Origin of the sequence: Bradyrhizobium sediminis, assembly GCF_018736085.1 — a bacterium.
Classification (GTDB): domain Bacteria; phylum Pseudomonadota; class Alphaproteobacteria; order Rhizobiales; family Xanthobacteraceae; genus Bradyrhizobium; species Bradyrhizobium sediminis.
On sequence record NZ_CP076134.1, the window covers coordinates 4,110,605 to 4,133,300 of the forward strand.

General features: G+C 63.9%; 20 protein-coding genes. 10 read left to right on the plus strand and 10 right to left on the minus strand.

Features of this window, described 5'->3' with window-relative positions; all coding sequences use genetic code 11:
* Positions 1-11: 11 nt before the first annotated feature.
* The 5 genes from KMZ29_RS19735 to KMZ29_RS19755 are packed head-to-tail and all read right to left on the minus strand — an operon-like array spanning position 12 to position 5,561.
* Positions 12-839: a sugar phosphate isomerase/epimerase family protein gene (locus KMZ29_RS19735; protein WP_215620793.1), complete on the minus strand. Its 828-nt coding sequence runs from the start codon at positions 837-839 to the stop codon at positions 12-14.
* Complete coding sequence (locus KMZ29_RS19740; protein WP_215620794.1) at positions 836-2,560, minus strand: FAD-dependent oxidoreductase; 1,725 nt, start codon at positions 2,558-2,560, stop codon at positions 836-838. Before KMZ29_RS19740 ends, KMZ29_RS19735 begins: the two co-directional genes overlap by 4 nt.
* Positions 2,561-2,587: 27 nt before the next feature.
* Positions 2,588-2,971: a cupin domain-containing protein gene (locus tag KMZ29_RS19745; RefSeq protein WP_215620795.1), complete on the minus strand. Its 384-nt coding sequence runs from the start codon at positions 2,969-2,971 to the stop codon at positions 2,588-2,590.
* 22 nt (positions 2,972-2,993) lie between these two features.
* Positions 2,994-3,698 carry an SDR family oxidoreductase gene (locus tag KMZ29_RS19750; protein ID WP_215620796.1) on the minus strand — a complete coding sequence of 235 codons (705 nt, stop codon included), beginning with the start codon at positions 3,696-3,698 and terminating at the stop codon, positions 2,994-2,996.
* 60 nt (positions 3,699-3,758) lie between these two features.
* Entirely contained in the window at positions 3,759-5,561 is a 1,803-nt protein-coding gene (locus KMZ29_RS19755) for a thiamine pyrophosphate-binding protein (RefSeq protein WP_215620797.1), read from the minus strand.
* A 200-nt stretch (positions 5,562-5,761) separates the two neighbouring features.
* On the opposite strand from KMZ29_RS19755, the gene KMZ29_RS19760 reads away from it, so the two are divergent.
* From KMZ29_RS19760 to hemE, 5 genes are all read left to right on the plus strand, one after another.
* Positions 5,762-6,667 (plus strand): IclR family transcriptional regulator, encoded by a 906-nt coding sequence (locus KMZ29_RS19760; RefSeq protein ID WP_249779736.1) that lies wholly within the window; start codon positions 5,762-5,764, stop codon positions 6,665-6,667.
* 147 nt (positions 6,668-6,814) lie between these two features.
* A complete protein-coding gene (locus KMZ29_RS19765; RefSeq protein ID WP_215620799.1) occupies positions 6,815-8,059 on the plus strand; it encodes an ABC transporter substrate-binding protein in 1,245 nt (414 codons plus the stop codon).
* Between the two features lie 185 nt (positions 8,060-8,244).
* Positions 8,245-9,120: a branched-chain amino acid ABC transporter permease gene (locus KMZ29_RS19770; protein ID WP_215620800.1), complete on the plus strand. Its 876-nt coding sequence runs from the start codon at positions 8,245-8,247 to the stop codon at positions 9,118-9,120.
* Positions 9,117-11,657 carry a branched-chain amino acid ABC transporter ATP-binding protein/permease gene (locus tag KMZ29_RS19775; protein WP_215620801.1) on the plus strand — a complete coding sequence of 847 codons (2,541 nt, stop codon included), beginning with the start codon at positions 9,117-9,119 and terminating at the stop codon, positions 11,655-11,657. The genes KMZ29_RS19770 and KMZ29_RS19775 overlap by 4 nt, the downstream gene beginning before the upstream one ends.
* Before the next feature lie 718 nt (positions 11,658-12,375).
* A complete protein-coding gene (gene hemE, locus KMZ29_RS19780) occupies positions 12,376-13,422 on the plus strand; it encodes a uroporphyrinogen decarboxylase (protein ID WP_215620802.1) in 1,047 nt (348 codons plus the stop codon).
* Between the two features lie 42 nt (positions 13,423-13,464).
* On the opposite strand, the gene hemC is transcribed toward hemE, so the two are convergent.
* Together hemC and KMZ29_RS19790 are read right to left on the minus strand one after the other, a co-directional pair.
* A complete protein-coding gene (hemC, locus tag KMZ29_RS19785) occupies positions 13,465-14,436 on the minus strand; it encodes a hydroxymethylbilane synthase (protein WP_369810142.1) in 972 nt (323 codons plus the stop codon).
* A gap of 102 nt (positions 14,437-14,538) precedes the next feature.
* On the minus strand, positions 14,539-15,774 hold the full coding sequence (locus KMZ29_RS19790) for an acyl-CoA dehydrogenase family protein (RefSeq protein ID WP_215620804.1): 1,236 nt from the start codon (positions 15,772-15,774) through the stop codon (positions 14,539-14,541).
* A gap of 203 nt (positions 15,775-15,977) precedes the next feature.
* On the opposite strand from KMZ29_RS19790, the gene KMZ29_RS19795 reads away from it, so the two are divergent.
* Genes KMZ29_RS19795 through KMZ29_RS19815 form a run of 5 tightly spaced genes read left to right on the plus strand, consistent with a single transcriptional unit; the run spans position 15,978 to position 20,504 of the window.
* Positions 15,978-17,222 (plus strand): ABC transporter substrate-binding protein, encoded by a 1,245-nt coding sequence (locus tag KMZ29_RS19795; RefSeq protein ID WP_215620805.1) that lies wholly within the window; start codon positions 15,978-15,980, stop codon positions 17,220-17,222.
* A gap of 7 nt (positions 17,223-17,229) precedes the next feature.
* Positions 17,230-17,949 carry an ABC transporter ATP-binding protein gene (locus KMZ29_RS19800; RefSeq protein WP_215620806.1) on the plus strand — a complete coding sequence of 240 codons (720 nt, stop codon included), beginning with the start codon at positions 17,230-17,232 and terminating at the stop codon, positions 17,947-17,949.
* The gene (locus tag KMZ29_RS19805) at positions 17,942-18,646 is read left to right on the plus strand and encodes an ABC transporter ATP-binding protein (protein WP_215620807.1); all 705 of its coding nucleotides are present in this window, start codon (positions 17,942-17,944) and stop codon (positions 18,644-18,646) included. Before KMZ29_RS19800 ends, KMZ29_RS19805 begins: the two co-directional genes overlap by 8 nt.
* Positions 18,647-18,660: 14 nt before the next feature.
* Positions 18,661-19,527 carry a branched-chain amino acid ABC transporter permease gene (locus KMZ29_RS19810; RefSeq protein ID WP_215620808.1) on the plus strand — a complete coding sequence of 289 codons (867 nt, stop codon included), beginning with the start codon at positions 18,661-18,663 and terminating at the stop codon, positions 19,525-19,527.
* The gene (locus KMZ29_RS19815) at positions 19,524-20,504 is read left to right on the plus strand and encodes a branched-chain amino acid ABC transporter permease (RefSeq protein ID WP_215620809.1); all 981 of its coding nucleotides are present in this window, start codon (positions 19,524-19,526) and stop codon (positions 20,502-20,504) included. The genes KMZ29_RS19810 and KMZ29_RS19815 overlap by 4 nt, the downstream gene beginning before the upstream one ends.
* Positions 20,505-20,534: 30 nt before the next feature.
* On the opposite strand, the gene KMZ29_RS19820 is transcribed toward KMZ29_RS19815, so the two are convergent.
* From KMZ29_RS19820 to KMZ29_RS19830, 3 genes are read right to left on the minus strand one after another with little or no spacing between them, the layout of a single operon-like run.
* Positions 20,535-21,398 carry an HpcH/HpaI aldolase/citrate lyase family protein gene (locus tag KMZ29_RS19820; RefSeq protein ID WP_215620810.1) on the minus strand — a complete coding sequence of 288 codons (864 nt, stop codon included), beginning with the start codon at positions 21,396-21,398 and terminating at the stop codon, positions 20,535-20,537.
* 4 nt (positions 21,399-21,402) lie between these two features.
* Positions 21,403-21,858: a MaoC family dehydratase gene (locus KMZ29_RS19825; protein WP_215620811.1), complete on the minus strand. Its 456-nt coding sequence runs from the start codon at positions 21,856-21,858 to the stop codon at positions 21,403-21,405.
* Between the two features lie 38 nt (positions 21,859-21,896).
* Positions 21,897-22,673 (minus strand): enoyl-CoA hydratase/isomerase family protein, encoded by a 777-nt coding sequence (locus tag KMZ29_RS19830; protein ID WP_215620812.1) that lies wholly within the window; start codon positions 22,671-22,673, stop codon positions 21,897-21,899.
* Positions 22,674-22,696 lie beyond the last annotated feature (23 nt).

The window sequence follows — 22,696 nt, forward strand, 5'->3', positions numbered from 1 at the left end:
TATGCCGGGTCTCATGCGTTGGCGCCAAACCCCGCCTGCTGGAGACGCCTGCAGCTATCGGCAATATCGGCATCCGGTGTGTGCGAGATCACTTCCAGCATCGGCAGCTCGGTGCAGCCGATCTCCTTCATGACATCGGCAATGCCCGCCAGCGGAACGTCGCCGCATCCGAGGGGATCGTGCTTGTAGCTCTGCCGGGTCGTATCGGAGAAATGCACGAGGCTGACGCGGTCGCAGACGCGCTGCAATCCTTCCACGGGCGACTCGCCGATGAAATGAGCATTCGCCACGTCGTAGATGACGCGGATGCTGTCGTCCCCGTAACCATCGACGATGTTCATCAACGACTCCGCGTCCGGCAGGAACGCAAACGGCATGTTCTCGATCAGGAGCTTCGTGCCAACCTGCCGCGCCAGCGGCGCAAGCCGGTCCAGCGCGCGATAGAAATGGGAGACCATGCGGTCACGCGGCATCGGAAACAGCGGATTGGGCTTGCCGGGGCCGACAATGATCCCGCCGGCGCCGAGCTCACCGGCGCAGCGGACGAACTGAACCAGGAGATCGAGGGTATAGGCCCGCATTTCCTCCGCGGCCGCGGCGATATTCATGTCGACATTCGGCATGTTGACGGACACCAGCCGCAGCCGCGCTTCGCAGAGATTGCGCAGGCCGCGGAGCGAAGCGGCGTCGAGTTCAGCCGGCCAGAGATGGCCCGGAAAAAACATCAATTCGACGCCGCCGTAACCCTGGTCCGCGAGTCGCGCGACAGTGTCGGCGGCACTGCCGCCAAAGATGTAGGAGTATGTGTTCACGCCAAAGCCCGCGGCTGCGTCGGTCATGCCTGTCCTCCTTGCCGCGCGGACGGCATTGCATCGGTCTGCGCGAGGTGACGCCCGGCGATGTAGCCGAATGTCAGAGCCGGCCCGAGCGTGATGCCGGGCCCTGGATAGTTTCCGTTCATGATCGAACCCATGTCGTTGCCACAAGCATAAAGGCCAGCGATCGGAGCGCCATTCTTGCCCAGGACTCTCGCATGAATATCCGTCTTGAGGCCAACGGCGGTGCCGAGATCCGCCGGATAGATGCGCAGCGCGTAGAATGGCGCTTGCTCGATCGGCGCGACGCAGGAATTGGGCAGGTGGCCGGCGTCGCCCAGATGGCGCTGATAGATCGTGCTGCCGCGCCCGAATTCCGGGTCGAGCCCCTGCCGTGCATCCGCGTTGTACCTGTCCACGGTCCCCGAGAGCGCCGACCTTTCGACGCCGATGGAATCGGCAAGCGCCTCGATGCTTGACGCCTCGATCAATTCGCCGCTCTCGACATATCGCCTGATCGGCCAAGTGAAAGGCCTGGTACGGCCGAGCCCGTAAGTCCAGAGAAACTGGCGGTCGCAGACGAGGTGGAATGGCCGTTCCGCGGTGCCGTTGCCATCGGCAAGCATGGCGCGGACGAACTCGTGGTAGGATAGCGCTTCGTTGACGAAGCGCCTGCCCGACGCGTTGACCGCAATCACGCCGGGCTTCGCCCGGTCGGTAACGGTATGCGGAAAGACACCTTGGCTGCCATCCGCGCGCCGGAACAGCGACGCGGGCACCCAATAGGCCGGATCCGCAACGCATGTGCCAATGTCAGCGCCGCCGGCCATGGCAAGGCGCAGACCGTCGCCGGTCCCGGCCGGCGACGTCGCGGAAATGGAACCCGCGGCTTCAGGAAAGAAACGCTTGCGAAGCTCGGCATCATGGGAAAATCCCCCGGTCGCGAGCACGACGCCTCTGTGCGCGGCGATCGACCGGGCGCCGGATGGGCCTTTGATCCGCACGCCGCAGACGGCATCGCCGTCGATCAGCAACTGCTCGACGCTGGTGCCAAACAGGATGTCGACGTTTCGTGCGAGCAGCGAAACGTAGAGGCGCGCCGCCAGCGCGTTGCCGAGATGCAGCGTGGTGCCCCGGGGGGCGCGGAGCCGCTGCAGGGCATATTGCGAAATCAGGCGCAGCGAACGCAGGGTGGAACGAAGCGAACGCCCGATCTTGCGCAGGTGCGGAATGTCGAGCCGATTGACCATCATGCCGCCGAACAGCGTGAATTCCGGCAATGGCGGACGCAGCCGCCCGAACTTCTCCCCCAGCCTTGCGCCGTCGAAGCTGACGGGCTCGAGCACGCGGCCTCCGGCCGTGGCGCCCGGCTTGTCCGGATAATAGTCGGGATAGACCTTCACCGGCTGCAGCCGGATTTCGGTGTTCGTTTCGAGATATTCGATCGCCTCCGGGCCGCGCGAAAGAAAGGTCTCCCGCAGCTCGGCGTTTTCGATTTCGGGGACGGTGCTGACGAGATAGTCGGCGGCATCGGACCGACTGTCCGGCAAGCCTGCCCGCTTCATCAGGGCATTATCAGGGATCCAGATCATCCCGCCCGACCACGCCGTCGTTCCCCCGACAAATTCGGTCTTCTCGATCAGGAGAACGCTCAGCCCCTCCGCGGCGGCGACAGCCGCGGCCGTCATGCCACCGGCGCCGGCGCCAATAACGATAACATCGTAGGCGTCGGAAGCCGGCATCATGCTTGGACCGCGCAGTTGAAGATGCAGCTAGTCGACCTTGCCTTCGTCGGTGACCGGCGATGTGATCACCAGAAACACCAAATCGACCAGGCCCGAATTCGAGATGGCATGCTCGACGCCGGGCGGCAGGAAGATGAAATCGTGCTTGCGCACGACGTGGTTCTTGCCGGCGATTTCCATCAGCCCTTCGCCTTCGAGCACGTGATAGATCTGCTCCTGAACCCGATGCTTGTGCCTCGCGACATGCGCCATCGGCTGATACATCGAAATCCGGTAGTCGAGGTGACGCGAGCCCGCCGTCTCCGGCATCACCAGAGGCTTCGACAGGGCGCCGCCGAAGTGATTGGGAAATTCGCGCCAGGGTACTTCGGCGATGTTGCGGATGAAGGCGCCGCTACTTTCTGAGGCCATGGTCGTAATTCCTCCTCCAGGATCAGGCGATCAGCGCGCCCCCATCGATATAGACGATCGACCCCGTCGCAAAGCCGATCGTCATGAACGCCAGGATCTGGCGCGCGATATCCTCACCGACGCCGACACGCCCGACCGGCAGGCCGGCCGCCGTCTTCGCAAGCATGTCGCGGCGCGCTTCTTCCGGCATCGCGGCGCGGATCGGCGTATCGATAATCCCCGGCGAGACGGCATTGACCCGCACCGGCGCGAGCTCGAGCGCGAGGCTCCGGGCCAGCGATTCGATCGCGCCATTGGCGGCACCGACAATAGCGGAGTTCGGCCGTGGACGGACACTCAGGAATCCCGAGACCAGCGTCAGCGATCCGCCGGGGCGGATGTCGGCCGATCGAGCCACGCGCCAGGCGCCCCAGAACTTGCCTTCCATGGTGGCGCGCACGTCTTCCATCGCGACCGTTTTGAACGGGCCGGTACGAAGCTGCGCCGCCGTGACGACGACGTGGTCGATCTGGCCGCAGGCGCGGAAAAGGCTGGCGACGCTCTCGTCACTGGTGACATCCGCCGGGATCGCCTTCATCCCTGATTTTTCCGCAACCGCATTGAGGCGGTCGGCATTACGGGAGGCAATGATGACATCGGCGCCTTCCCGCTTGGCGAGTTCGGCGGTCGCAAGACCGATACCGGACGAACCGCCGACGACGACGACCTTCTTGCCTGCAAGTAACATGCTGTTTCCTCGATGTTATGTTGTTGGCGGGATAGAGAGCCGCATCGGCGCGGGTTTCGATCAGGTCGGATCGAATCGCGTCCCGATGCCCGGCTTGCTTCGGCCGAGACCCGGAAGCTCCCAGATACCGGCGCCGGCGGGGTTGATGTCGGCGGCGATATCGACGTCGATCAGATAGGGCTTGTTGGCGGCGATGCCCTTGCGGATGGCTTCGCCGATATCGCCGGCGCGATCGACGCGGACGCCTTCGACGCCGCAGGAGCGCGCCATGGCGGCGAAATCCGGATTGTAACGCGCGCCAGTGGTCGGATCGTGGAAGTCGGTGGCGAGTTCGCGGCCGCCGAGATAGCCGCGCTGCAGGCCACGAATCGAGGCATAGGCGTAGTTGTTCCAGACCACCCAGACCACCGGCAGATTATATTCGACCGCCGTTCCCAGCACATTGGCATGCATGAAAAACGCGCCGTCGCCGCACACCGATACGCAGGGCCGGTCGGGGGCCGCGAACTTCGCGCCCATCACGCCGGCAACGCCAAAGCCCATCGGACCGAACCCCATCGAACCGATCAGCGAGTCCGGCCGTTTCGGCTTGCAGAAACTCAAGAGCCAGTTGTGGTGGACACCGATGTCGGAGACCAGGATCGCGTCTTCCGGCAGCGCCTTGTCGATCTCGAGCGCTGCGCGCTGCGGATTGATCGGCGTGGTGTCGTCGGAAAAACCGGGAGCGACGAACTTGTCCCATTCCTGGCGATAGGTGTCGATCTGCGCCAGCCATTTCTTGCGGGCATCGGCGCGCTTGGCGAGGTCGGCGCGGCGGTCGAGTTCGACATGAACCTGCCGCAAGAAGGTGCGCACATCGGCCATCAGGCCGAGCGCGACCGGATAATTGCGGCCGATCTCGTCGGGATCGATGTCGACGTGGATCAGCCGGGTCGGCGGAATGTTGAAGGAATAACCCGGGATCCAGGAACTCGAGGTGCGATCGTCGAAGCGCATCCCCATCGCCAGCAACACGTCGGCCTGGCGCGTCGCATGATTGGCCTGGTAATGGCCGGCGCGCGCGACGAGACCGAGCGCCAGCGGATGATTGCAGTCGATGGCGCCGAGGCCCGAGGCGGACGCCGCTACCGGAATCTGCAGCCGCTCCGCGAGCTTCAGCAATTCCTCGGCCGCGCCGCCATAGCGCACGCCCTGGCCGACGATCATGACCGGCCGTTCGGCGCCGAGCAGCATGTCGACTGCCTTCACCACGCCTTCGGGATCGGCGCCGCAGCGGCTCGAAATATTGCCGTTCCAGGCCTTCGCATTCGGCGCCTCTTCGGCAGCCGATTCCATGAAGACGTCGAAGGGAACATCCAGCACCACCGGCCCCGGACGGCCCGTCGTCATGGTCTTCCATGCCTGCCGCACAGCGAGCGGCACCATCTCGCCGCGCGTCGGCTGGAACACCTTCTTGCAATAGGACCGCACCGTGGAGGGAAAGTCGGCCTGATAATGCCGGTACAATTCCTGGAACGCGCCGCGGTTGAACTGGCTGGTCGGCACGTTGCCGGTCACCGCCAGGAACGGCACCGAATCGAGAAACGCATTGCCGAGCGAGATCGGCAGGTTCGCCGAGCCGGGGCCGCAGGAGGTGAAGGTGGCGGTCGGCCGGCCCGAAACACGGTAATAGACGTCCGCCATGAAGCCGGCGACGCTCTCGTGATGCACCGAGATGGTCTTGAGTTCGTCGGAGCGCTCATAGAGCGCGTCGATGAACTGGATATTGCCGTGACCGCACAGCCCGAACACCTGCGGCACTTTTTCCTGGATCAGATAATCGACGATAACCTGGGCGCCATTGAGCGTATTACCTGCCGCCATTGCCTTACTCTCCTGCTCGCTCAACTACCCATGCCTGCGGCTCGTCTCCGACATTGCCGCCCGGCGCGCGAAACCTATTTCTCATAATACTGTACGTCAATTGATATTGTGGTATGCTCGCCGTCGACGCTGAAGAGGAAGATCAGGGCGCTGTTCAGCCGTTCCGATGGCCTGATAGAGTGCGGCACCGTCGCGTGGAGATGAAATCTGTGAGACCGCGTACCAAGCCGAAGGCCAATGAAAAGCCAGCAAGCCCGCGCAAGGCTGCGATCGCCAAGCTGGTGAAACCTCCGCAGGCCGATATCGACGACGACGCGGACGACCGCCAGCGCGGCGGTGGCGTTCAGTCGCTCGGCCGCGCCTTCGCCATCCTCGAGGAAGTCGCGCGTCATCGTGACGGGATCGGGCTGGCAGACCTGAGCAAGCTGGTTGGCCTGCACAACTCCACCACGTTTCACCTTGCCAAGACCATGGTGTCGCTCGGCTATATCCGCCAGGAAAAGGATTCCAAACGCTACCGCGTCGGCCGGCCGCTGTTTGCACTGGCGGCGAGCGCGCTCGATGAAATCGAGATGGTGAATGTCGCCACACCGGTGCTCGAAGACCTTTCGCGCGAAACCGAAGAAAGTGCCCATTTTGCGGTGCGAATGGGCGATGCCGTGGTGGTGATCGCCCGCACCAGCGGCCCCGGCGCATTTCAACTGACTGACCGCGTCGGTGTGGTACGCCCTGCCCATTGCACCGCACTCGGCAAGATCATCCTCGCGTCGTTGCGTCCGGAGCAGTTGAAACGATTTCTCGAACGCGTCGACCTGAAACCATCGACCGAGAAATCGATCACCGACGTTCCGGCGCTGATGCGCGAAATCGCGGAGATCAAGCACAGCGGCATCGCCTTCGACGATGGCGAGTTCAATCCGGAAGTGCGGTGCATCGCCGTGCCGGTGATGGATTTTACCGGCCAGACCGTCGGCGCGCTTGGCATATCCGGCCCGATCTGGCGGCTTTCCATTCAGGCGCTGCAAAATCACGCCAAGACGATACGGGCTGCGGCCAATCGGCTGTCCGCCGAATTTGGAGCCAAAGATATCGCGAAATCCACCTGAGGACGAAGCCGGCGCCCGCATTTGGCGTTGACAGGAACCTCCGCGTCCGGAAATATCATCCGACAATAGAAAAACGTCTCTCACATTCTCGCATACGCGGATTGAAGGGGGACATCGCGGAAAACGCCCTTTGGGAGGAGACCAACGATGACCCGCTACAGCCGACGTACACTTTTGAAGGGGGGCGCCGCCTTTGCCGGCGCATCGGCACTTGGCTTTCCGGCGATCGTCCGCGCCCAGGCCAGCACGATCAAGATCGGCCATGTGACGCCGCTGACCGGATTTCTCGGCGCGATCGGCAGCTATGCCCAGCTGGGCGTGAAACTGGCTGCGGAAGAGATCAATCAGGCCGGCGGCATCATGGGCAAGCAGATCGACCTGATGTCGGAAGACTCGGTCAATCCCGCCACCGCCGCTACCAAGGCGCAGCGCATGCTCGAGCAGGACGGCGCCGTGGTGCTGCTTGGCGAAATCTCGTCGGCATCCTCGCTCACCATCATGCAGGTCGCCGAACGCAACAAGAAGGTGTTCTTCTCGACCGGTGCCCGCTCCGACGCATTGCGCGGCAAGAGCTGCAACCGCTACTCCTTCCACTGCGACATCCCGAACACGGTGATGGTCAATGCCGTCGGCACCGCGCTGCTGCAAAAAGGCATGGTGAAGGACAAGAAGTTCTTCACACTCACCGCCGACTACATTTTCGGCCACGACCTGCTGAAGGCGGCCAAGACCTTCTTCGCCGCCAACAATGCCAACCTGATCGGCGACGAATTGATCGCGACCGACGTCACCGACTTCAGCCCCTATCTCCTGAAGATCCGGCAGGCCAAACCGGACGTGGTGTGCTGCAACCTTGCCGGCAATCAGGTGACCAACCTGGTCAAGCAATATGCCGAGTTCGGATTCCCCTACCCGCTGGTCGGCTTCAATCTCAATACCGGCGATGCCTGGGCCGCCGGCGAGGGCAATCTCAGCGGCACCTGGCCGACCGTCTGGTATCACACGCTCGACAATCCCGCCTCCAAGGCCTTTGTCGCCGCCTTCAGCAAGAAATACGGCAAGCCCCCGGAAAACCACGCCTGGATCGACTACATCACGCTGAAGCTGCTGGCGCAGGCGATGAACGAGCTCAAGTCGACCGACAGCGAAGCGCTGATCGCACATTTCGAGAAGCAGACGCAGTTCGACATCATGAAGGCCCGCAAGGGCTATTTCCGCAACTGGGACCACCAACTGGTTCAGGAGGCCTACCCGTTCACGGTGAAGCCGAAGAACGAGATGAAGGACAAGTGGGACATGCTTGTGCTCGGCGACGCCGTACCGGTGCCGAGCGAGCCGCTGGAAAAGATCTACCCGACCAAAGCGCAGAATCCCTGCGAGATGAAGGCATAGCGCACCGCTTCGCGCGCTTGACTTCGTTGGCGTCAACGGCGCCGGCACCAAAGGGCCGGCGCCGCTTTTTCTGGAGCCATTTCCGTTCCGATTGAATCGAAACGAGGCTCTATCTCTCGTTTGACGCGTTTTCCTCACGCGAGCCGGTGCTTCGCTGGAAAACGCTCTAAGGCAGCGGAACACATATGCAGTTCGGGTTTTTGCTGGAGCAGGTGGTGAATGGCCTCGTGCTCGGAGGCTATTATCTGCTGATCGCGCTCGGGCTGTCGCTGATCTTTAGCGTCGGCGGCGTGGTCAACCTGGCGCATGGCGCGTTCTATGCGCTCGGCGCCTATGTCTCGGTCGAAATCACCAAGTATCTCGGCTTCGGGCCCGCCGTGGTGCTGTCGCCGATCGCGGTCGCGATGCTGGGCATCCTGTTCGAACGGTTCATCCTGCGCCGCTTCTATACCGCCGATCCGATCCTCAGCCTGCTGGTGACCTTCGGCCTTGCCATGGTCGCCGAGCAGGCGATCCGCATCGTCTGGGGCGCGCCGCCGCTGTCGGCGTCGATCCCGCCGGTGTTTCGCGGCTCCGTCATCCTCGGTGATTTCCTGTTCTCGCGCTATCGCCTGCTGATCCTTGCCGTGGTCGCGGCGATACTGCTCGCGGTCTGGCTGCTGCTGCACAAGACCTCGTTCGGCCGCGTGGTGCGCGCCGGCATCCAGCGGCCGGACATGGTGGCCGCGCTCGGCATCCGGCTGCAGCCCTACATGACCGCCATCGTCATGCTCGGCGTCGGCATGGCCGCGATGGGCGGCGCGTTCTTTGCACCGATCACCATCGTGCACCCGGCGATGGGCGCCGAGATCATCACCGTCGCCTTTGTCGTTGTCGTGATCGGCGGCCTCGGCAGCTTCTGGGGCGTCGTGCTCGCCGCCATGCTGGTCGGCGTCGTGCGCGGCATCACCATCCATTTCGCACCCGCCGCTGGCGAAGCATCGATCTACATCCTGATGTTCCTGATCCTGCTGGTGCGGCCGCGCGGCCTGCTGGGCGAGCGTATCGAGAAATTCGAATGACCACTGCATCGCCGATGTCGAAATACCGGCAATTGTTACTGGCAACCCTCGCGCTGATCGTGCTGCCATTCGGCCTGCAGGCGCTCGGCCTGTCGCTCAACACCGGAATCATGGTGGTGGTGGTGGCGATCGCCACCATGGGGCTCAACCTCTGCGTCGGCTATACCGGCCTCGTCTCGTTCGGCCACGGCACCTGGTTCGGCATCGGCGCCTATGCCGCGGGCCTGATCCAGCTCCACTGGTTCGGCGGCCAGATCTGGCTGCCGCTGCTGCTGTCGATGGTCGCGGTCGCGATCTCCTCGACCGTCGTCGGCGTCATCATCCTGCGCCGCCGCGGCGTCTACTTCTCGCTGCTGACGCTGGCGCTCGCTGCGTTGACCTACACCACCGCGTTCCGCTGGACCGCCGTCACCGGTGGCGAGGACGGACTCGGCGGATTGAAGCGCGGCAGCATCGGACCGTTCAGCCTCGACAATGCGCTGACCTATTACATCGTCGTCGCGCTGATCGGGCTCGGCGTGCTCTATCTGCTGCTGCGCCTGGTGCGATCGCCGTTCGGCCATGTGCTGGTGGCGATCCGCGAGAACCAGCTGCGCGCCACCTTCCAGGGCTATCCGGTCGAGCGCTACAAGCTCGCCGTGTTCGTGATATCGGCTGCGGTGACCGGACTCGCCGGCGCGCTGGTCGGATTCCAGAACTACCTGGTTTCGGCCGAAGCGGTCTCGGTGCCGTTTTCCGGCGAGTTGCTCGCAATCGTCGTGATCGGCGGCATGCGCAGTATGCTGGGGCCCGCGCTCGGCGCACTGTTCTTCTTCCTGTTCCGCGAGCTGTTTTCGATCTGGACCACGGACTGGCTGCTCTGGTTCGGACTGATCTTCGTTGCCTTCGTGCTGTATTCGCCGGGTGGCCTCGTCGGTATCTGGGCCACGCTGAGCCGGCGCTGGTGGCCGGTACCGGAAGAATCCGCGGCCATGAGCCGGCGCAAGATCTACGAAGGCCTGCCGCTGCCGGATTTCCTGCGACCGGAGAGCCTCAAGGGCACGGTGCTCGAGGTCAAGGGCATCGCCAAGCATTTCGGCGGCATCCGCGCCGTCTCCGGCGCCAGCCTCGAGGTCGGCGCCGGTGAAATCCACGCGCTGATCGGCCCGAACGGCGCCGGCAAAACCACATTGTTCAACCTGGTCTCGGGTCTCTACCCGGCCGATCAGGGAACCGTGCGCCTCAACGGCCGCGAGATCCAGGGCGTGCCGTCCGACCTGATCTGCCATCAGGGCCTAGCACGTTCGTTCCAGATCACCAACCTGTTCAAGGAACTGTCGATCTACGAGAATTTGCGGCTGTCGCTGCAGGCGCAGCACGGTATCGGCTTCAACATCTGGCGCGACATCGACAGCTATCCGCAGGTGCACGCCGAGACTGCCGCGCTCATAAAATTCCTTGGACTGGAAGGCATCGAGGAGATCCAGGGCGGCGAACTGTCCTATGGCGGGCAGCGGCTGGTGGATCTCGGCATCGCACTCGGCTCCAAGCCGCAGGTGCTGTTGCTCGACGAGCCGCTGGCGGGCCTTGCCGCCGCCGAACGCGAGCGCGTCTCCAACCTGGTCAAGAACGTGGCCGCCAACATCCCAGTCTTGATCGTCGAGCACGATATCGATCGCGTGCTCGGCTTCTCGCAGCAAGTCACTGTCATGAACCAGGCCGAAGTGCTGATGACCGGCACGCCCGAAGCGGTGCGCACCAACCGCCGGGTGCAGGAGATCTATACCGGCACCGGCATTCCCGAGGTCGAGCACAGCCGCAGCGACGAGGCCCGCGAAGGCACGGCGTATGTTCTGCGCTTCGAAGCCGTCAACACCTTCTACGGCAAGAGCCATATCCTTCACGACGCCACGCTCGACGTTCGCCAAGGCGAGATCGTCGCGCTGCTGGGGCGCAATGGCGCCGGCAAGTCCACGCTCCTGAAGACGATCGCCGGGCTGGTGCCATTGGCGACCGGCACGATGGAATTCGAGGGCCGCAATATCGCCGGCCTCCCCGCCCCGGACATCGCGCGCGCAGGGATAGGCTACGTGCCGCAGGGGCGCGGATTGTTTGCCGGCATGACGGTGCGGGAAAATCTTTCGCTCGGCCGCCTGGCGCGCAAGACCGACGGCAGCCACGGCGTGGTATGGAGCGAGGAACAGATCCTCGACTATTTCCCGCGCCTGAAAGAGCGGCTCGATGTCGCGGCGGATTACCTGTCCGGCGGCGAGCAGCAGATGGTGGCGGTGGCGCGCGCGATGTCCGGCAACGTCAAACTGCTGCTGCTGGACGAGCCGTTCGAGGGCCTGGCGCCGACCGTGATCCTCGAACTGTTCAAAGTGTTCGACCTGTTGCGCCGGCACACCTCGATCGTGATTGTCGAGCACAATCTCGATCTGGTGCTGGCGCTGGCCGACCGCGTCTTCGCGCTGGAGCGCGGCGCTGTGTTTCACGAGGGGCCGGCGGCTCCGCTGCTGACCGATCTCGATTACCGCAAGAAGATTCTGTGGCTGTGACAGCCACGCATGTGATGTCATTGCGAGCCAGCGGGTCGCGCGCCCGATGACAGGCTCCGCGAAAGCAATCCAACCGTCGACATTACCACCGGCATTGCGAGCGAAGCGACGCAATCCATCTCGCCGCGCAATGAAAAAAGATGGAAGCAGGATTGCTTCGTCGCAAGTGCTCCTCGCAATGACGGCGCCCTATCTCTAGACACGCGTTACCTCCCGCGGCGCATGGCGCCCGAGGCTTTGAAGAATTTTCCGCCCAAAGAGGGCGTGGGGAATGCCGGGTGCCAGCGCACCCACAGCCGCGTGTGCAGCAAAAAGCACACGCGTTAGCAACCACGAGTACGCCGAAACACCCGGCATTCCCGCACGCAATGGTTTTAACGGCTTACTCCGCGCGCTCCCTGGCGACGAATTCGTCTTGTCACCATCGTCGGCGGATTAAAGGTCTTGCCGGACCCGGTCGGGCCGACATCGCCTCCGCCGACTTGACACCAGCAACGGGTGCCAGGACCACACGGCTTCACCGTACACGATAGCATCGTATCTTTCGAAATGGGGCTGGACAGGGTGTTTGAAAAACGACCCGACGGGCAAATCAGATGGGCGGTTCAGCTCGCGGTTGGGGGCGGAGATATCGTCCGCGCGGTTGCCGTGGCCAAGACCGCAGCGGCAGTGTATCAGGGGCGGCAAATTGCACCGTCGAACCCCACGGATAAGCGGCTTGACCCAGAACCCGACCATCAAACCCTTCCTCGAAGTGCTTTCCGGGCGCAGGCAGCCGGTTCCGCCGATCTGGATGATGCGGCAGGCCGGCCGCTATCTGCCGGAGTACCGCGAATTGCGCGCCAAGGCCGGCGGCTTTCTCGACCTCTGCTTCACGCCGGAATATGCCGCCGAGGTGTCGCTGCAGCCGATCCGCCGCTTCAACTTCGACGCCGCGATCATCTTCTCGGATATTCTGGTGATCCCCTACGCGCTCGGCCGCGACGTGCGGTTCGAGGCCGGCGAAGGCCCGCGGCTCGATCCGCTGGATACGCCAGACAAGGTCGGCACGCTGAAATCGTCGGGCGATTTTGCCAAGCTGGAGCCTGTATTCGAGGCGCTGCGCCGCGTGCGCCGCGCACTCGATTCCAAAGTCGCGCTGATCGGTTTCTGCGGCGCGCCGTGGACGGTCGCGACCTACATGGTCGCCGGGCAAGGCACGCCCGACCAGGCGCCGGCACGGATGATGGCCTACCGCCATCCCGAGGCTTTTTCGAAAATCATCGACGTGCTGGTGGAGAATTCGATTCAGTATCTGCTCGGACAGCTCAAGGCCGGCGCCGACGTGCTGCAGATCTTCGACACCTGGGCCGGCGTGCTGCCGCCGCGCGAGTTCCAGCGCTGGTCGGTCGAGCCGACGCGGCGTATCGTCGAGGGCGTCCGCAGGCAGGTTCCGGACGCAAAGATCATCGGCTTTCCCCGCGGCGCCGGCGCGTTGCTGCCCGGCTATGTCGAGGCGACCGGCGTCGACGCCGTCAGCATCGACTGGGCGGCCGAGCCGTCGCTGATCCGCGAGCGCGTGCAAACCAAAGTCGCGGTGCAGGGCAATCTCGATCCGCTGGTGCTGATCGCCGGCGGCGAGGCGCTCGACCGCGCGGTCGACGACGTGCTGGCGAATTTCGCTAGTGGCAGGCTGATCTTCAATCTCGGCCACGGTATCCAGCCGGAAACCCCGATCGCCCATGTCGAGCAGATGGTGAAGCGGGTGCGGGCGTATAAGGGCTGATGACTACTGGATGCCTTCGCGGGCATGACGGTAGTTAATTGATTACACCTTGGGCCGGCTGCGCTCGATGATGTCGGCAGCACCCTTGGCCAGCAGTTCCAGGCCGACGGCGCGACCGAGTTCGCGCGGGCGATCGGCCGGTCCTTGACGCGTGACCTCGATGAACTGGCCGCCGGCTTCATCCAGCACCGAGGCGGTCAGCGACATCTGCGCGCGGTCGATCGAGGAGAAGCCCGCGATCGGAGAATTGCAGTGGCCGTTGAGCACCCACAGCACCTCGCGCTCGGCGTCGCAGCAAAGATGCGCCGCGGCATCGTCGATCAAAGAAAGATAGCGCCGCGTCTGCCAGTCGTTCGCCGCGCATTCCACCGCGACGATGCCCTGCCCCGCCGCCGGCAGCATTTCCTGCGGCGTGAAATCATAGGCGATGCGTTCCGAGAGCCCGACGCGCTCCAGCCCGGAGCGCGCCATGATCAGGGCATCGGCGGGGCCGACCTCGCCGCCGCCCGGCAGCCGCTGCATCTCGCGGTTATCCAGCTTGCGGACGCGGGTGTCGGCGGCGCCGCGAAAGTGCACGACCTCGATCTCCGGAAACAGCCGCCGCGCATAGGCGGCGCGGCGCACGGCGTTGGTGCCGATCTTGAAACCCTTGCCGCGCGAACGCCTGATGTCCTCCAAGGATACGCCTTCGCGCAGCACCAGCGCATCGGTCGGCCGGTCGCGCGACAACGTCGCGCCGATCACCAGCCCCGGCGTGTCCTCGTTGCCCGGCATGTCCTTGAGCGAATGCATCGCGGCGTGCAGCCGGCCGGCCCTGACCGCGGCGCGAATTTCGGCGACGAAGGCGCCGCCCTTGCCGCCATGCATCAACAGTTTGCTGGTCTGGTCGGTATCGCCGACGGTCTCGAACTTAACGATTTCGACGTCGAGATCGGACGCCGCCGCCTTCAGCCGCAGCGCAATCTCCTCGGTCTGGGCAAGCGCCATGGTGCTCTTGCGCGTGCCGATACGCATCGAAACTGCCACCACCGCCGCTCCATTCGCTCCGCCGCCGCGCAAACCCCGGCCAGCCGGCTCTTCTTATAGAGAAATCCCTCTATATAGAAATCCCTTGCGTCACAAATCGAGATCGCCGGCCATCAGCCGCTGGGCGATCATCCGGGTCAGGATTTCGTTGGTGCCATCGGCGATGTTGACGATCCGCAAGTCCTGCCACGCATGAACGAGGCCGACTTCGTTCGTCAGGCCCATGCCGCCATGGGTCTGGATGGCGCGGTCGACCGCGCGGAATCCGGCCTGCACCGAATAGGCCTTGGCCATCGAAAGCTCCTTCAAGGCCTTGTCGCCGCGATCGAGCAGGGTCGCGGCATTCAACCCCATCAGATGCGCCGCATGCAGTTCGGTCGCAGATTCGGCCAACGGGAACGAGACGCCCTGATATTCGGAAATTTTAGCGCCGAACGCCTCGCGCTGCTTGGCATAGTCGAGCGCCATTTCCAGCGCCCACCGGCCCTGCCCGACCGCGCGCGCGGAATTATAGACCCGCCCGAGCGACACGCCGTACAGCGCGATCTTGAAGCCCTGGTCGAGTTCGCCGACGAGCTGCCACGGCTCGACCTCGACGTCTTCCAGCACCAGCGCGCCCTCGTGGCCGCCGGCGTGGCCGAACAGGCGAACCACGCTTTCCACAGTGAATCCGGGCGCATCGGTCGGCACCAGAAACGCGCTGATGCCGCCGGCCTTGCGGGCAGCCTTGTCGGCGTCGGTGATGGCAAAGACGATGCACCATTCCGCGGTCGGCGCGTTGGTAGTCCAGAGCTTGCGGCCGGAGATCTTCCAGCCCCGGGCGGTCCTGACGGCGCGGGTCTTGATCATGCTGGCGTCGGAGCCGGCGCCGGGCTCGGACAGGCCGAAGCACATCGAGGTTTCGCCCGATATCATTCCCGTCAGACATCGTGAACGGGCCTGCTCGGTCGCCTGCGTCAGCAAGCGGCTCGGGCCGAACGCCCAATGCGCGATCACCCAGGGAATGACGACGCCCTGGCCGCCGAGCCGGCGATAGATCGCCTCCCATGCCACGTAATAGGCGAGATGGCCGAGGCCGCCGCCGCCGATTTCGACCGGCGCGCACATCGCGTAGAATCCGGCCTGCGCCGACAGCATCCTGATGTCGCGGATCAGCTTGCGGGCGTCGGACGAATAGCGTCCGCTTTCGTCATAGAGCCGCCGCTGGTCTTCCAGCAGCGCCCGGCTCCGCTCGATCCGCGGCGTCACCTGCGCCTCGACGAAGCGCAGCACGCCGTCGCGCACGTCGACGACATCTTCGGGAAGATCGAACGCGACACCGCCCATCGAGAACACCCAGTCTGATCCACCCTGCGAATTCTCATCACCAAAGCGCAACCCCGCGCCATCGGCAATAGCGGTGACAGGCGGTCATTTCGTGCACAAATGCCGCTTCTGCGATGCGTCCAGCGCAATGCTCCGCCAAATGCCTATTTACAAGCCGCGCACAACGCTGCTTTGCTCCTTTGCAAAAGCAGGGAGAAACAACAATGACCGTCACTCGCCGGACCTTTGGAATTGCGGCCGCCGGAATATTGCTCGGCCCGATCGCCGCGCCCTACATCCGCAAGGCGAGTGCGGCAGGTCCGACAATCCGCATCGGCGTCGTCAATTCGATGAGCGGCGGTCTCGCCGCCTACGCGCAGGAAGGCCAGCCCGCCTTCGAATACGTCATCAAGAAGATCAATGACGCCGGCGGCATCAAGAGCAAGGGCGGCGCCAAGATCGAGTTGGTGCAGGCTGACGACACTAGCCAGCCGGCGCGGACGGCAGCGGAAGCCCGCAGGCTGATCACCGAAGAGAAGGTTCACCTGCTGACCGGCACGATCCTCAGCGCACAGATGCTGGCGCTGACGCCGGTGCTGGACGAACTCAAGATGCCGACGCTGTCGGTCTGGGCCGGCGGCTCGCACTCGAACTACATGTTCACCCTGGGCTACCCCTACGATCGCGGCTATGCGCAGACCATCCATGACTTCGTCATGTTTCTTCGCGACGCGAACAAGTTCAATATCAAGACCGCCGTCATGGGCTATTCGAACTACGAGGCCGGGCAGCAGGTCAACCAGTTCCTGACGCAACGGCTGAAAGCCAGCGGCATCGAGATAACAGGCGAAGCGCCGCTCGATACCCGGGCGCAGGACCAGACCGCGGCCATGATCCGGATTCGCTCGCTGAAGCCCGATATCGTGGTCGGACTGGTGACGCCGCGCGACGGCATCCTGCTGCATCAGGCCCGCTACAATCTCAACTACCACGGCAGCATCTTCTGTGGCGGCACCGGCGGCTATTCGGACCTGTCGCTGTGGAAGGATCTCGGCCCTGAGATCGGCAAGGCGGTGCTGACCAAGAATCTGTACGGCATGACCGGCTTCAGCCCGGGCGCCAAGATCGACTCGATGCAGAAGATCATCGCCGAACTGCGCGACGTCGCCAAACTCAGCAAGATCGGCCAGGGCGCCATTCAATACGCCCAGGCCGCACGCGTGCTGCAGCAAACGCTGGAGAATGCCGCCTCGCTCGAACGCGATGCGCTGCTCGACGCGTTCAAGAAGGTCAGTATTCCGTTCGGCGATCCCAACCTCTACATCTCGAAGCCGAAGGGCCTGCAATTCGCCGACGACCGCCTGCTCAAGGACGGATCGGCGATGTTCATCCAGTGGACGCCCGAGCAGGAACAGCAGGTGATCTTCCCGAAAGAGTTCGCGCAGACCGCGCCGCGACCGCGGGCCTGAGACAACAGTGGCATTTCTCGAAGTAACCAACGTCACCAAGCGCTTCGGCGGCCTGGTGGCGTTGAATGCGATCAGCTTTTCCGTCGCCAAGGGCGAGATCCTGGGGATCATCGGCCCGAACGGCGCCGGCAAGACCACCCTGTTCAGCGTCATTTCCGGCTTCATGCCGCCGAGCGAGGGCGACGTTCATTTCGACGGCGCCGCGATAACAGGCATTTCGCCTGACAGGCTGGTGCGCCGCGGCCTAATCCGCAGCTTCCAGATCGTGCAGACCTTTGCCGACATGACGACGCTCGACGTGGTGACGACGGCCGCACTGGCGCGCCGGCCGATCCGCGAGGCCATCGATTACGCCGCGCATGTGCTTAACCGCGTCGGCCTCGGCGGCAAGGAGAACCTGACGCCCGCAACGCTGTCGCTGCAGGACAAGAAGCTGCTCGAACTCGCCAAATGCGTCGCTACCGATCCACGCTGCATCCTGCTCGACGAAGTGATGGCCGGCCTGACAATGGCGGAAACGGCGGCGCCGATGGCGATCATCCGCGAACTCAATAGCCAGGGCGTCACCATCGTGATGGTCGAGCACGTGATGCCGGTCATCATGCGGCTCGCCACCCGGATCGTCGTCGTCAATTTCGGCGAGAAGATCGCCGAAGCCACGCCCGACGAAATCGTCAAGGACCAGAAAGTCATCGATGCCTACTTCGGGGAGCACCTCGATGCTTGAGATCGACCATCTCGTCGCGGGCTATGGCGGCGTGCCCGTGCTGAACGGAGTCTCGGTCAAGCTTTCGGCGGGCGAATTCGTCGGCCTGCTCGGCGCCAACAATGCCGGCAAGACCACGCTGATCAACAGCCTGTCGGGACTGGTGCCGCCGATGTCCGGCCGCATCCGCTTCGAAGGCCAGGACATCACCAATCTTTCGCCGCGGCAGCGGGTCGAACTCGGCATCGTCCAGGTGCCCGAAGGGCGAATGGTCTTTCCCGAAATGAGCGTACGCGAAAACCTCTTGCTCGGCGGCATCAACGCGCGCGCACGGCCGCACCGGCCGCGCCAGATGGAGCGCGTGCTCGAATTGTTTCCGCGGCTGCAGGAGCGGCTGGCACAGCATGCCGGAACGCTGTCCGGCGGCGAGCAGCAGATGCTCGCGATCGGACGCGGGCTGATGGCAGAAGCCAGACTTCTGATGATGGACGAACCCTCGCTCGGCCTGTCGCCGCTGTTCGTGCAGTACATCTTCGAGATCATCGACAAACTGCACGCCAACGGACTGTCGATCCTCCTGGTCGAGCAGAACCTGATGCTGACATTGCGCCACGCGCAGCGCTGCTACGTGCTCGAGCGCGGGCATATCGCGGTCGAGGGAACGGCCGACGTGGTCCGGGACGATCCGCGGACGCGCAGCGCCTATCTCGGACTTTGACGGGGGCATGACACGTGACTGAACTTTGGCAGGCGCTGGCGCAAGGCGTGTTGATCGGGAGCACTTACGGGCTGCTCGCGCTCGGCATGGGCCTCGTCTACGGCGTGAGCGGCGTGGTCAATTTCTCGCACGGCGATTTCATTTCGCTCGGCATGTTCATGTGCCTTGCGCTGTATTCCGCGCTGTCGCTCGACCCTTACGCGTCGGCGGTCATCACCATTCCCGTGATGACGGCGATCGGCGCGGTGGTTTACCGCTTCCTGATCCGGCCGATGGTCGGGCACCAGTTCCTGATGATCGTACAGCTGACGCTCGGCTTGAGCCTGGTGCTGCAGAACGGCATCCTGATGGTGTTTGGCGGCCAGCCCGCCCGGACGCCCTCGATGGTCGAGTCCAAGCTGATCATTCTCGGCGAGATCGTGCTGCGGGTGCCGCATCTGATCGCCTTTGCCGTATCGTTCGGGCTGGCCATCGGCCTGTACGTGATGCTGCGCTCGACCGATTTCGGCCGCTCGATCCGGGCGGTCCATCAAAACGCGCATGCCGCCGCGCTGATGGGCATCGACGTCGGCCGCGTTCAGGTCCTGACCTTCGCGCTCGGCATCGGCATCCTGGCGCTGGCTGCCGCGCTGCTGTTGCCGGGTACGCCGATCCAGCCCAGCCAGGGGCTTCGCTACACCGTGATCACGCTCCTGGTGGTGGTGCTCGGCGGCATGACCAATTTCGTCGGCATCATGCTCGGCGGTCTCGTGATCGGAATTTCCGAGGCTTTCGGCACCATCTACCTCTCCGGCCCGCTCGGCCACCTGATGCCCTACATCATCTTCGTGGCGATCATGCTGTTCCGCCCGCAGGGACTGACCTGGAGTTCCCAGCGATGAGGGAGGAATTCTACAAGACCCTGATGTCGCCGGTCTGGCTGGGTGCGCTGGTGCTCACCGCGCTGCTGCCGTTCGTGCTGTCGAGCTATTATCTGCACATCGTGACGCTGTCGCTGGTCTATGTGGCGCTGGCCTCGTCCTGGAACATCGTCGGCGGCATGGCCGGCCAGATCTCGATGGCGCACAGCCTGTTCATCGGTATCGGCGCCATGCTGTCGAGCGCACTGCTGCTCAAGCTCGGAATCAACATGTGGCTCGGCATGCTGATCTCGGCGGTGATCTCGGGGGTACTGGGCGCGGCGATCGCCTGGATCGATTTTCGCTTCCAGCTCGGCCATCTCTCCTTCGTCCTGATCACGCTGGCGTTCGCCGAAATGGGCGTCATCATCGTCGAGGGCTGGGATTTCCTCGGCGGCGCCTCGGGCCTGATGCTGCCGCGCGACACCGGGAATTTCCTGGCGTTCCAGTTCGGCGGCGGACACGGCACGTTCTGGGTGATGCTGGCGCTGGCGGCGGTCTGCATCATCGTCAACCTCGCGATCCTGAATACGCCGCTCGGCTATTACCTACGCACCATCCGCGACAACGAGAAGGCGGCGCAGGCGATCGGGGTCAATATTCTCCGCTACAAGATCGCGGCGATGGTGATTTCGGCGGTGCTGGCCTCGGTGGTCGGGACCGCCTATGTGCGCTATCTGACCTTCGCCGATCCGTATCTTTTGATCTCGCCGGTCATCACCATCGAGATCGTGCTGTTCGCCACCGTCGGCGGCCTCGGCCGGGCCTTCGGACCAGCGCTCGGGGCGCTGCTGCTGGTGCCGCTCGGTGAAGTGCTGCGCGGCAAACTCGGCGGCACGCTGCCGGGACTGCACTACTTCATCTACGGAGTTGTCGTGATCGCCGTCATCCTGGTGACGCCGCGCGGGCTGTTGCCGCTGTTCGAGGCGCAATGGGCGCGGTGGCGAGCCCGCGGATAGCGCGACGGGAACGCAGTCCGCTATTGCTTTTCAGGCCCGACGTTTACCCAGCGCCAGGATTTTCTCGGCGGCGCGCAGATGCGGCTTGTCGATCATCTTGCCGTCGATCCTGACCACGCCGGAAGCCGGATTGTCAGCGAATGCCTTGACGATCTTCTGCGACCAGGCGATTTCCTCCTCCGTCGGCATGAAGGCTGCGTTGACGACGTCGACGTGCTTCGGATGAATCACGGCCTTCGACAGGAAGCCGTCATGGCGGGCGGCAATCGCCTCCTCGCGCAGCGCGACCAGATCGTCGATATTGGTGGCGATGGTGTCGATCGCCACCACGCCCGCCGCCGCCGCGCTGATCAGGCAGAGGTCGCGCGCCAGGAGGAACGGCCCGTGATAGCGGCCATTGGTGCGGTTGCGCGAGGCGCCGAGCGAGGCGGCGAGATCCTCGGCGCCCCACATCATGCCCCACAACCGTGGACTGGCGCCCTCGAAGTCGAGCAGCTTTGTCACCGCCCGCGCCGTCTCGGTCGCGACCACGACGATCCGCGTGGTTCCCTGCTCGATCCCGGACGCCGCCTCGAACGCGTCGAGATACAGCGCCAGGTGATTGACGTCGGCAGCGCCGGCGCATTTCGGCAGCACGATGCCGTCAGGCCGGCCCGGCATGACCGCGGCGAGGTCGCCGAGCGTCATCCCGGTGTCGAGCGCGTTGACGCGGATGTAGATCTTCTGGCTGGGGTTGCGCGCATCCAGCATGTCCCGCGTGATGCCGCGCGCCGCCACCTTCTGGTCCGGCGCGATCGAATCCTCGAGATCGAGGATCAGCGCGTCGGCCGCGGTCTTCTTCGCGCTCTCGAATTTCCGGACACTGTCGCCGGGAACGAACAGGAATGATCGCATCGCCTCACGCTTTCGGTTTGCAGTGCATCAGGCCGGTACGGCGGCAGCTTGCCACCACCTCGCCTCGCTGATTGGTCGCGGTGTGCTCGAACTCGACGATGCCCTGGGTCGGCCGCGATTGGCTGATGCGCTTGGAGATGATCTTGGTATGCGCCTTCAGCGTGTCGCCGTGAAACACCGGCTTCGGGAACCTGACGTCGGTCATGCCGAGATTGCCGACGGTGGTGCCGAGCGTGGTGTCGTAGACGCTCATGCCGATCATGATGCCGAGCGTGTAGAGGCTGTTGAACAACCGCTGGCCGTACTCGGTAGTTTCGGAGAAATGGGCGTCGAGATGCAGCGGCTGCGGATTCATCGTCAGCAGGCTGAACATGGTGTTGTCCATCTCGGTGACGGTGCGGCTGAATTCATGATGATATTCGCGGCCGACCTCGAACTCCTCGAAGTATAATCCTGCCATGGTCTCCCCCCTTTTCAAGTTGGTTCAATGACCCAGCGTCAGCGTCCGGTATATTTCGGCGGCCGCTTTTCGGCGAAGGCGTTGAGCCCTTCCTGACAATCTTCCGTGCTCGCGACAAGCGCAAAACTCTCGGCCGCATTCTCGACCGCGCGGCGGTAATCCGCATCGACCGCCCGCATGAAGGCGTCGCGGCCGATCTTCATCACGATCGGCGACTTGGCAGCCAGGCGCTGCGCGATGGCCCGCGCGCGCTCCAGCGCGGTTCCCTTCGGCACCACCTCGCTGATCAGGCCCATGCGAAACGCGGTCGCAGCATCGAAGGGGTCGCCGAGAAACAGCGGACCAAAGGCCTGGTGCTTGCCGACCAGCCGCGGTAATTGCACGAAATGCAGCGCCGGAATCAGCCCGACGTCGATTTCGGGGTAACCGAACGTCGCGCCGTCGCCGGCGATCACCATGTCGCAGGAGATCGCGATCGTCATGCCGCCCGCCCGCGCCGGCCCGTCGACCGCCGCGATGGTCGGCTTGCCCATCCGGTACTGGATGTCGTTGAGCGCGAAATAGAGCCGCTCGAGAAAGCCCTTGGTTTCGGTGGCGCGCTTCCCTCTGACGATATCGAGATCGAGCCCGGCACAGAACACCCTGTGGGCGCTGGCGATGATCACCGCGCGCACTTGCTCGTCTTCCTTTGCCTTCCGCAGCGCTTCCAGCAGCGCGTCGATCAAGGCGATGCTGAGCGCATTGACCGGAGCGCGGTCGAGCGTGATCTCTGCAATCGCATCCGAAACGGCATAGCGAACGAGTTCAGCAGCCATGGCGCCTGATCTCCCTTTGGTCC

What these genes read in the sequence shown, in the direction of transcription:
- KMZ29_RS19735 (WP_215620793.1), bottom strand. Translation starts at nt 839, where the DNA reads ATGACCGACGCAGCCGCGGGCTTTGGCGTGAACACATACTCCTACATC.
- KMZ29_RS19740 (WP_215620794.1), bottom strand. Translation starts at nt 2,560, where the DNA reads ATGATGCCGGCTTCCGACGCCTACGATGTTATCGTTATTGGCGCCGGC.
- KMZ29_RS19745 (WP_215620795.1), bottom strand. Translation starts at nt 2,971, where the DNA reads ATGGCCTCAGAAAGTAGCGGCGCCTTCATCCGCAACATCGCCGAAGTA.
- KMZ29_RS19750 (WP_215620796.1), bottom strand. Translation starts at nt 3,698, where the DNA reads ATGTTACTTGCAGGCAAGAAGGTCGTCGTCGTCGGCGGTTCGTCCGGT.
- KMZ29_RS19755 (WP_215620797.1), bottom strand. Translation starts at nt 5,561, where the DNA reads ATGGCGGCAGGTAATACGCTCAATGGCGCCCAGGTTATCGTCGATTAT.
- KMZ29_RS19760 (WP_249779736.1), top strand. Translation starts at nt 5,762, where the DNA reads ATGAAATCTGTGAGACCGCGTACCAAGCCGAAGGCCAATGAAAAGCCA.
- KMZ29_RS19765 (WP_215620799.1), top strand. Translation starts at nt 6,815, where the DNA reads ATGACCCGCTACAGCCGACGTACACTTTTGAAGGGGGGCGCCGCCTTT.
- KMZ29_RS19770 (WP_215620800.1), top strand. Translation starts at nt 8,245, where the DNA reads ATGCAGTTCGGGTTTTTGCTGGAGCAGGTGGTGAATGGCCTCGTGCTC.
- KMZ29_RS19775 (WP_215620801.1), top strand. Translation starts at nt 9,117, where the DNA reads ATGACCACTGCATCGCCGATGTCGAAATACCGGCAATTGTTACTGGCA.
- hemC (WP_369810142.1), bottom strand. Translation starts at nt 14,436, where the DNA reads ATGCGTATCGGCACGCGCAAGAGCACCATGGCGCTTGCCCAGACCGAG.
- KMZ29_RS19790 (WP_215620804.1), bottom strand. Translation starts at nt 15,774, where the DNA reads ATGGGCGGTGTCGCGTTCGATCTTCCCGAAGATGTCGTCGACGTGCGC.
- KMZ29_RS19795 (WP_215620805.1), top strand. Translation starts at nt 15,978, where the DNA reads ATGACCGTCACTCGCCGGACCTTTGGAATTGCGGCCGCCGGAATATTG.
- KMZ29_RS19805 (WP_215620807.1), top strand. Translation starts at nt 17,942, where the DNA reads ATGCTTGAGATCGACCATCTCGTCGCGGGCTATGGCGGCGTGCCCGTG.
- KMZ29_RS19815 (WP_215620809.1), top strand. Translation starts at nt 19,524, where the DNA reads ATGAGGGAGGAATTCTACAAGACCCTGATGTCGCCGGTCTGGCTGGGT.
- KMZ29_RS19820 (WP_215620810.1), bottom strand. Translation starts at nt 21,398, where the DNA reads ATGCGATCATTCCTGTTCGTTCCCGGCGACAGTGTCCGGAAATTCGAG.
- KMZ29_RS19825 (WP_215620811.1), bottom strand. Translation starts at nt 21,858, where the DNA reads ATGGCAGGATTATACTTCGAGGAGTTCGAGGTCGGCCGCGAATATCAT.
- KMZ29_RS19830 (WP_215620812.1), bottom strand. Translation starts at nt 22,673, where the DNA reads ATGGCTGCTGAACTCGTTCGCTATGCCGTTTCGGATGCGATTGCAGAG.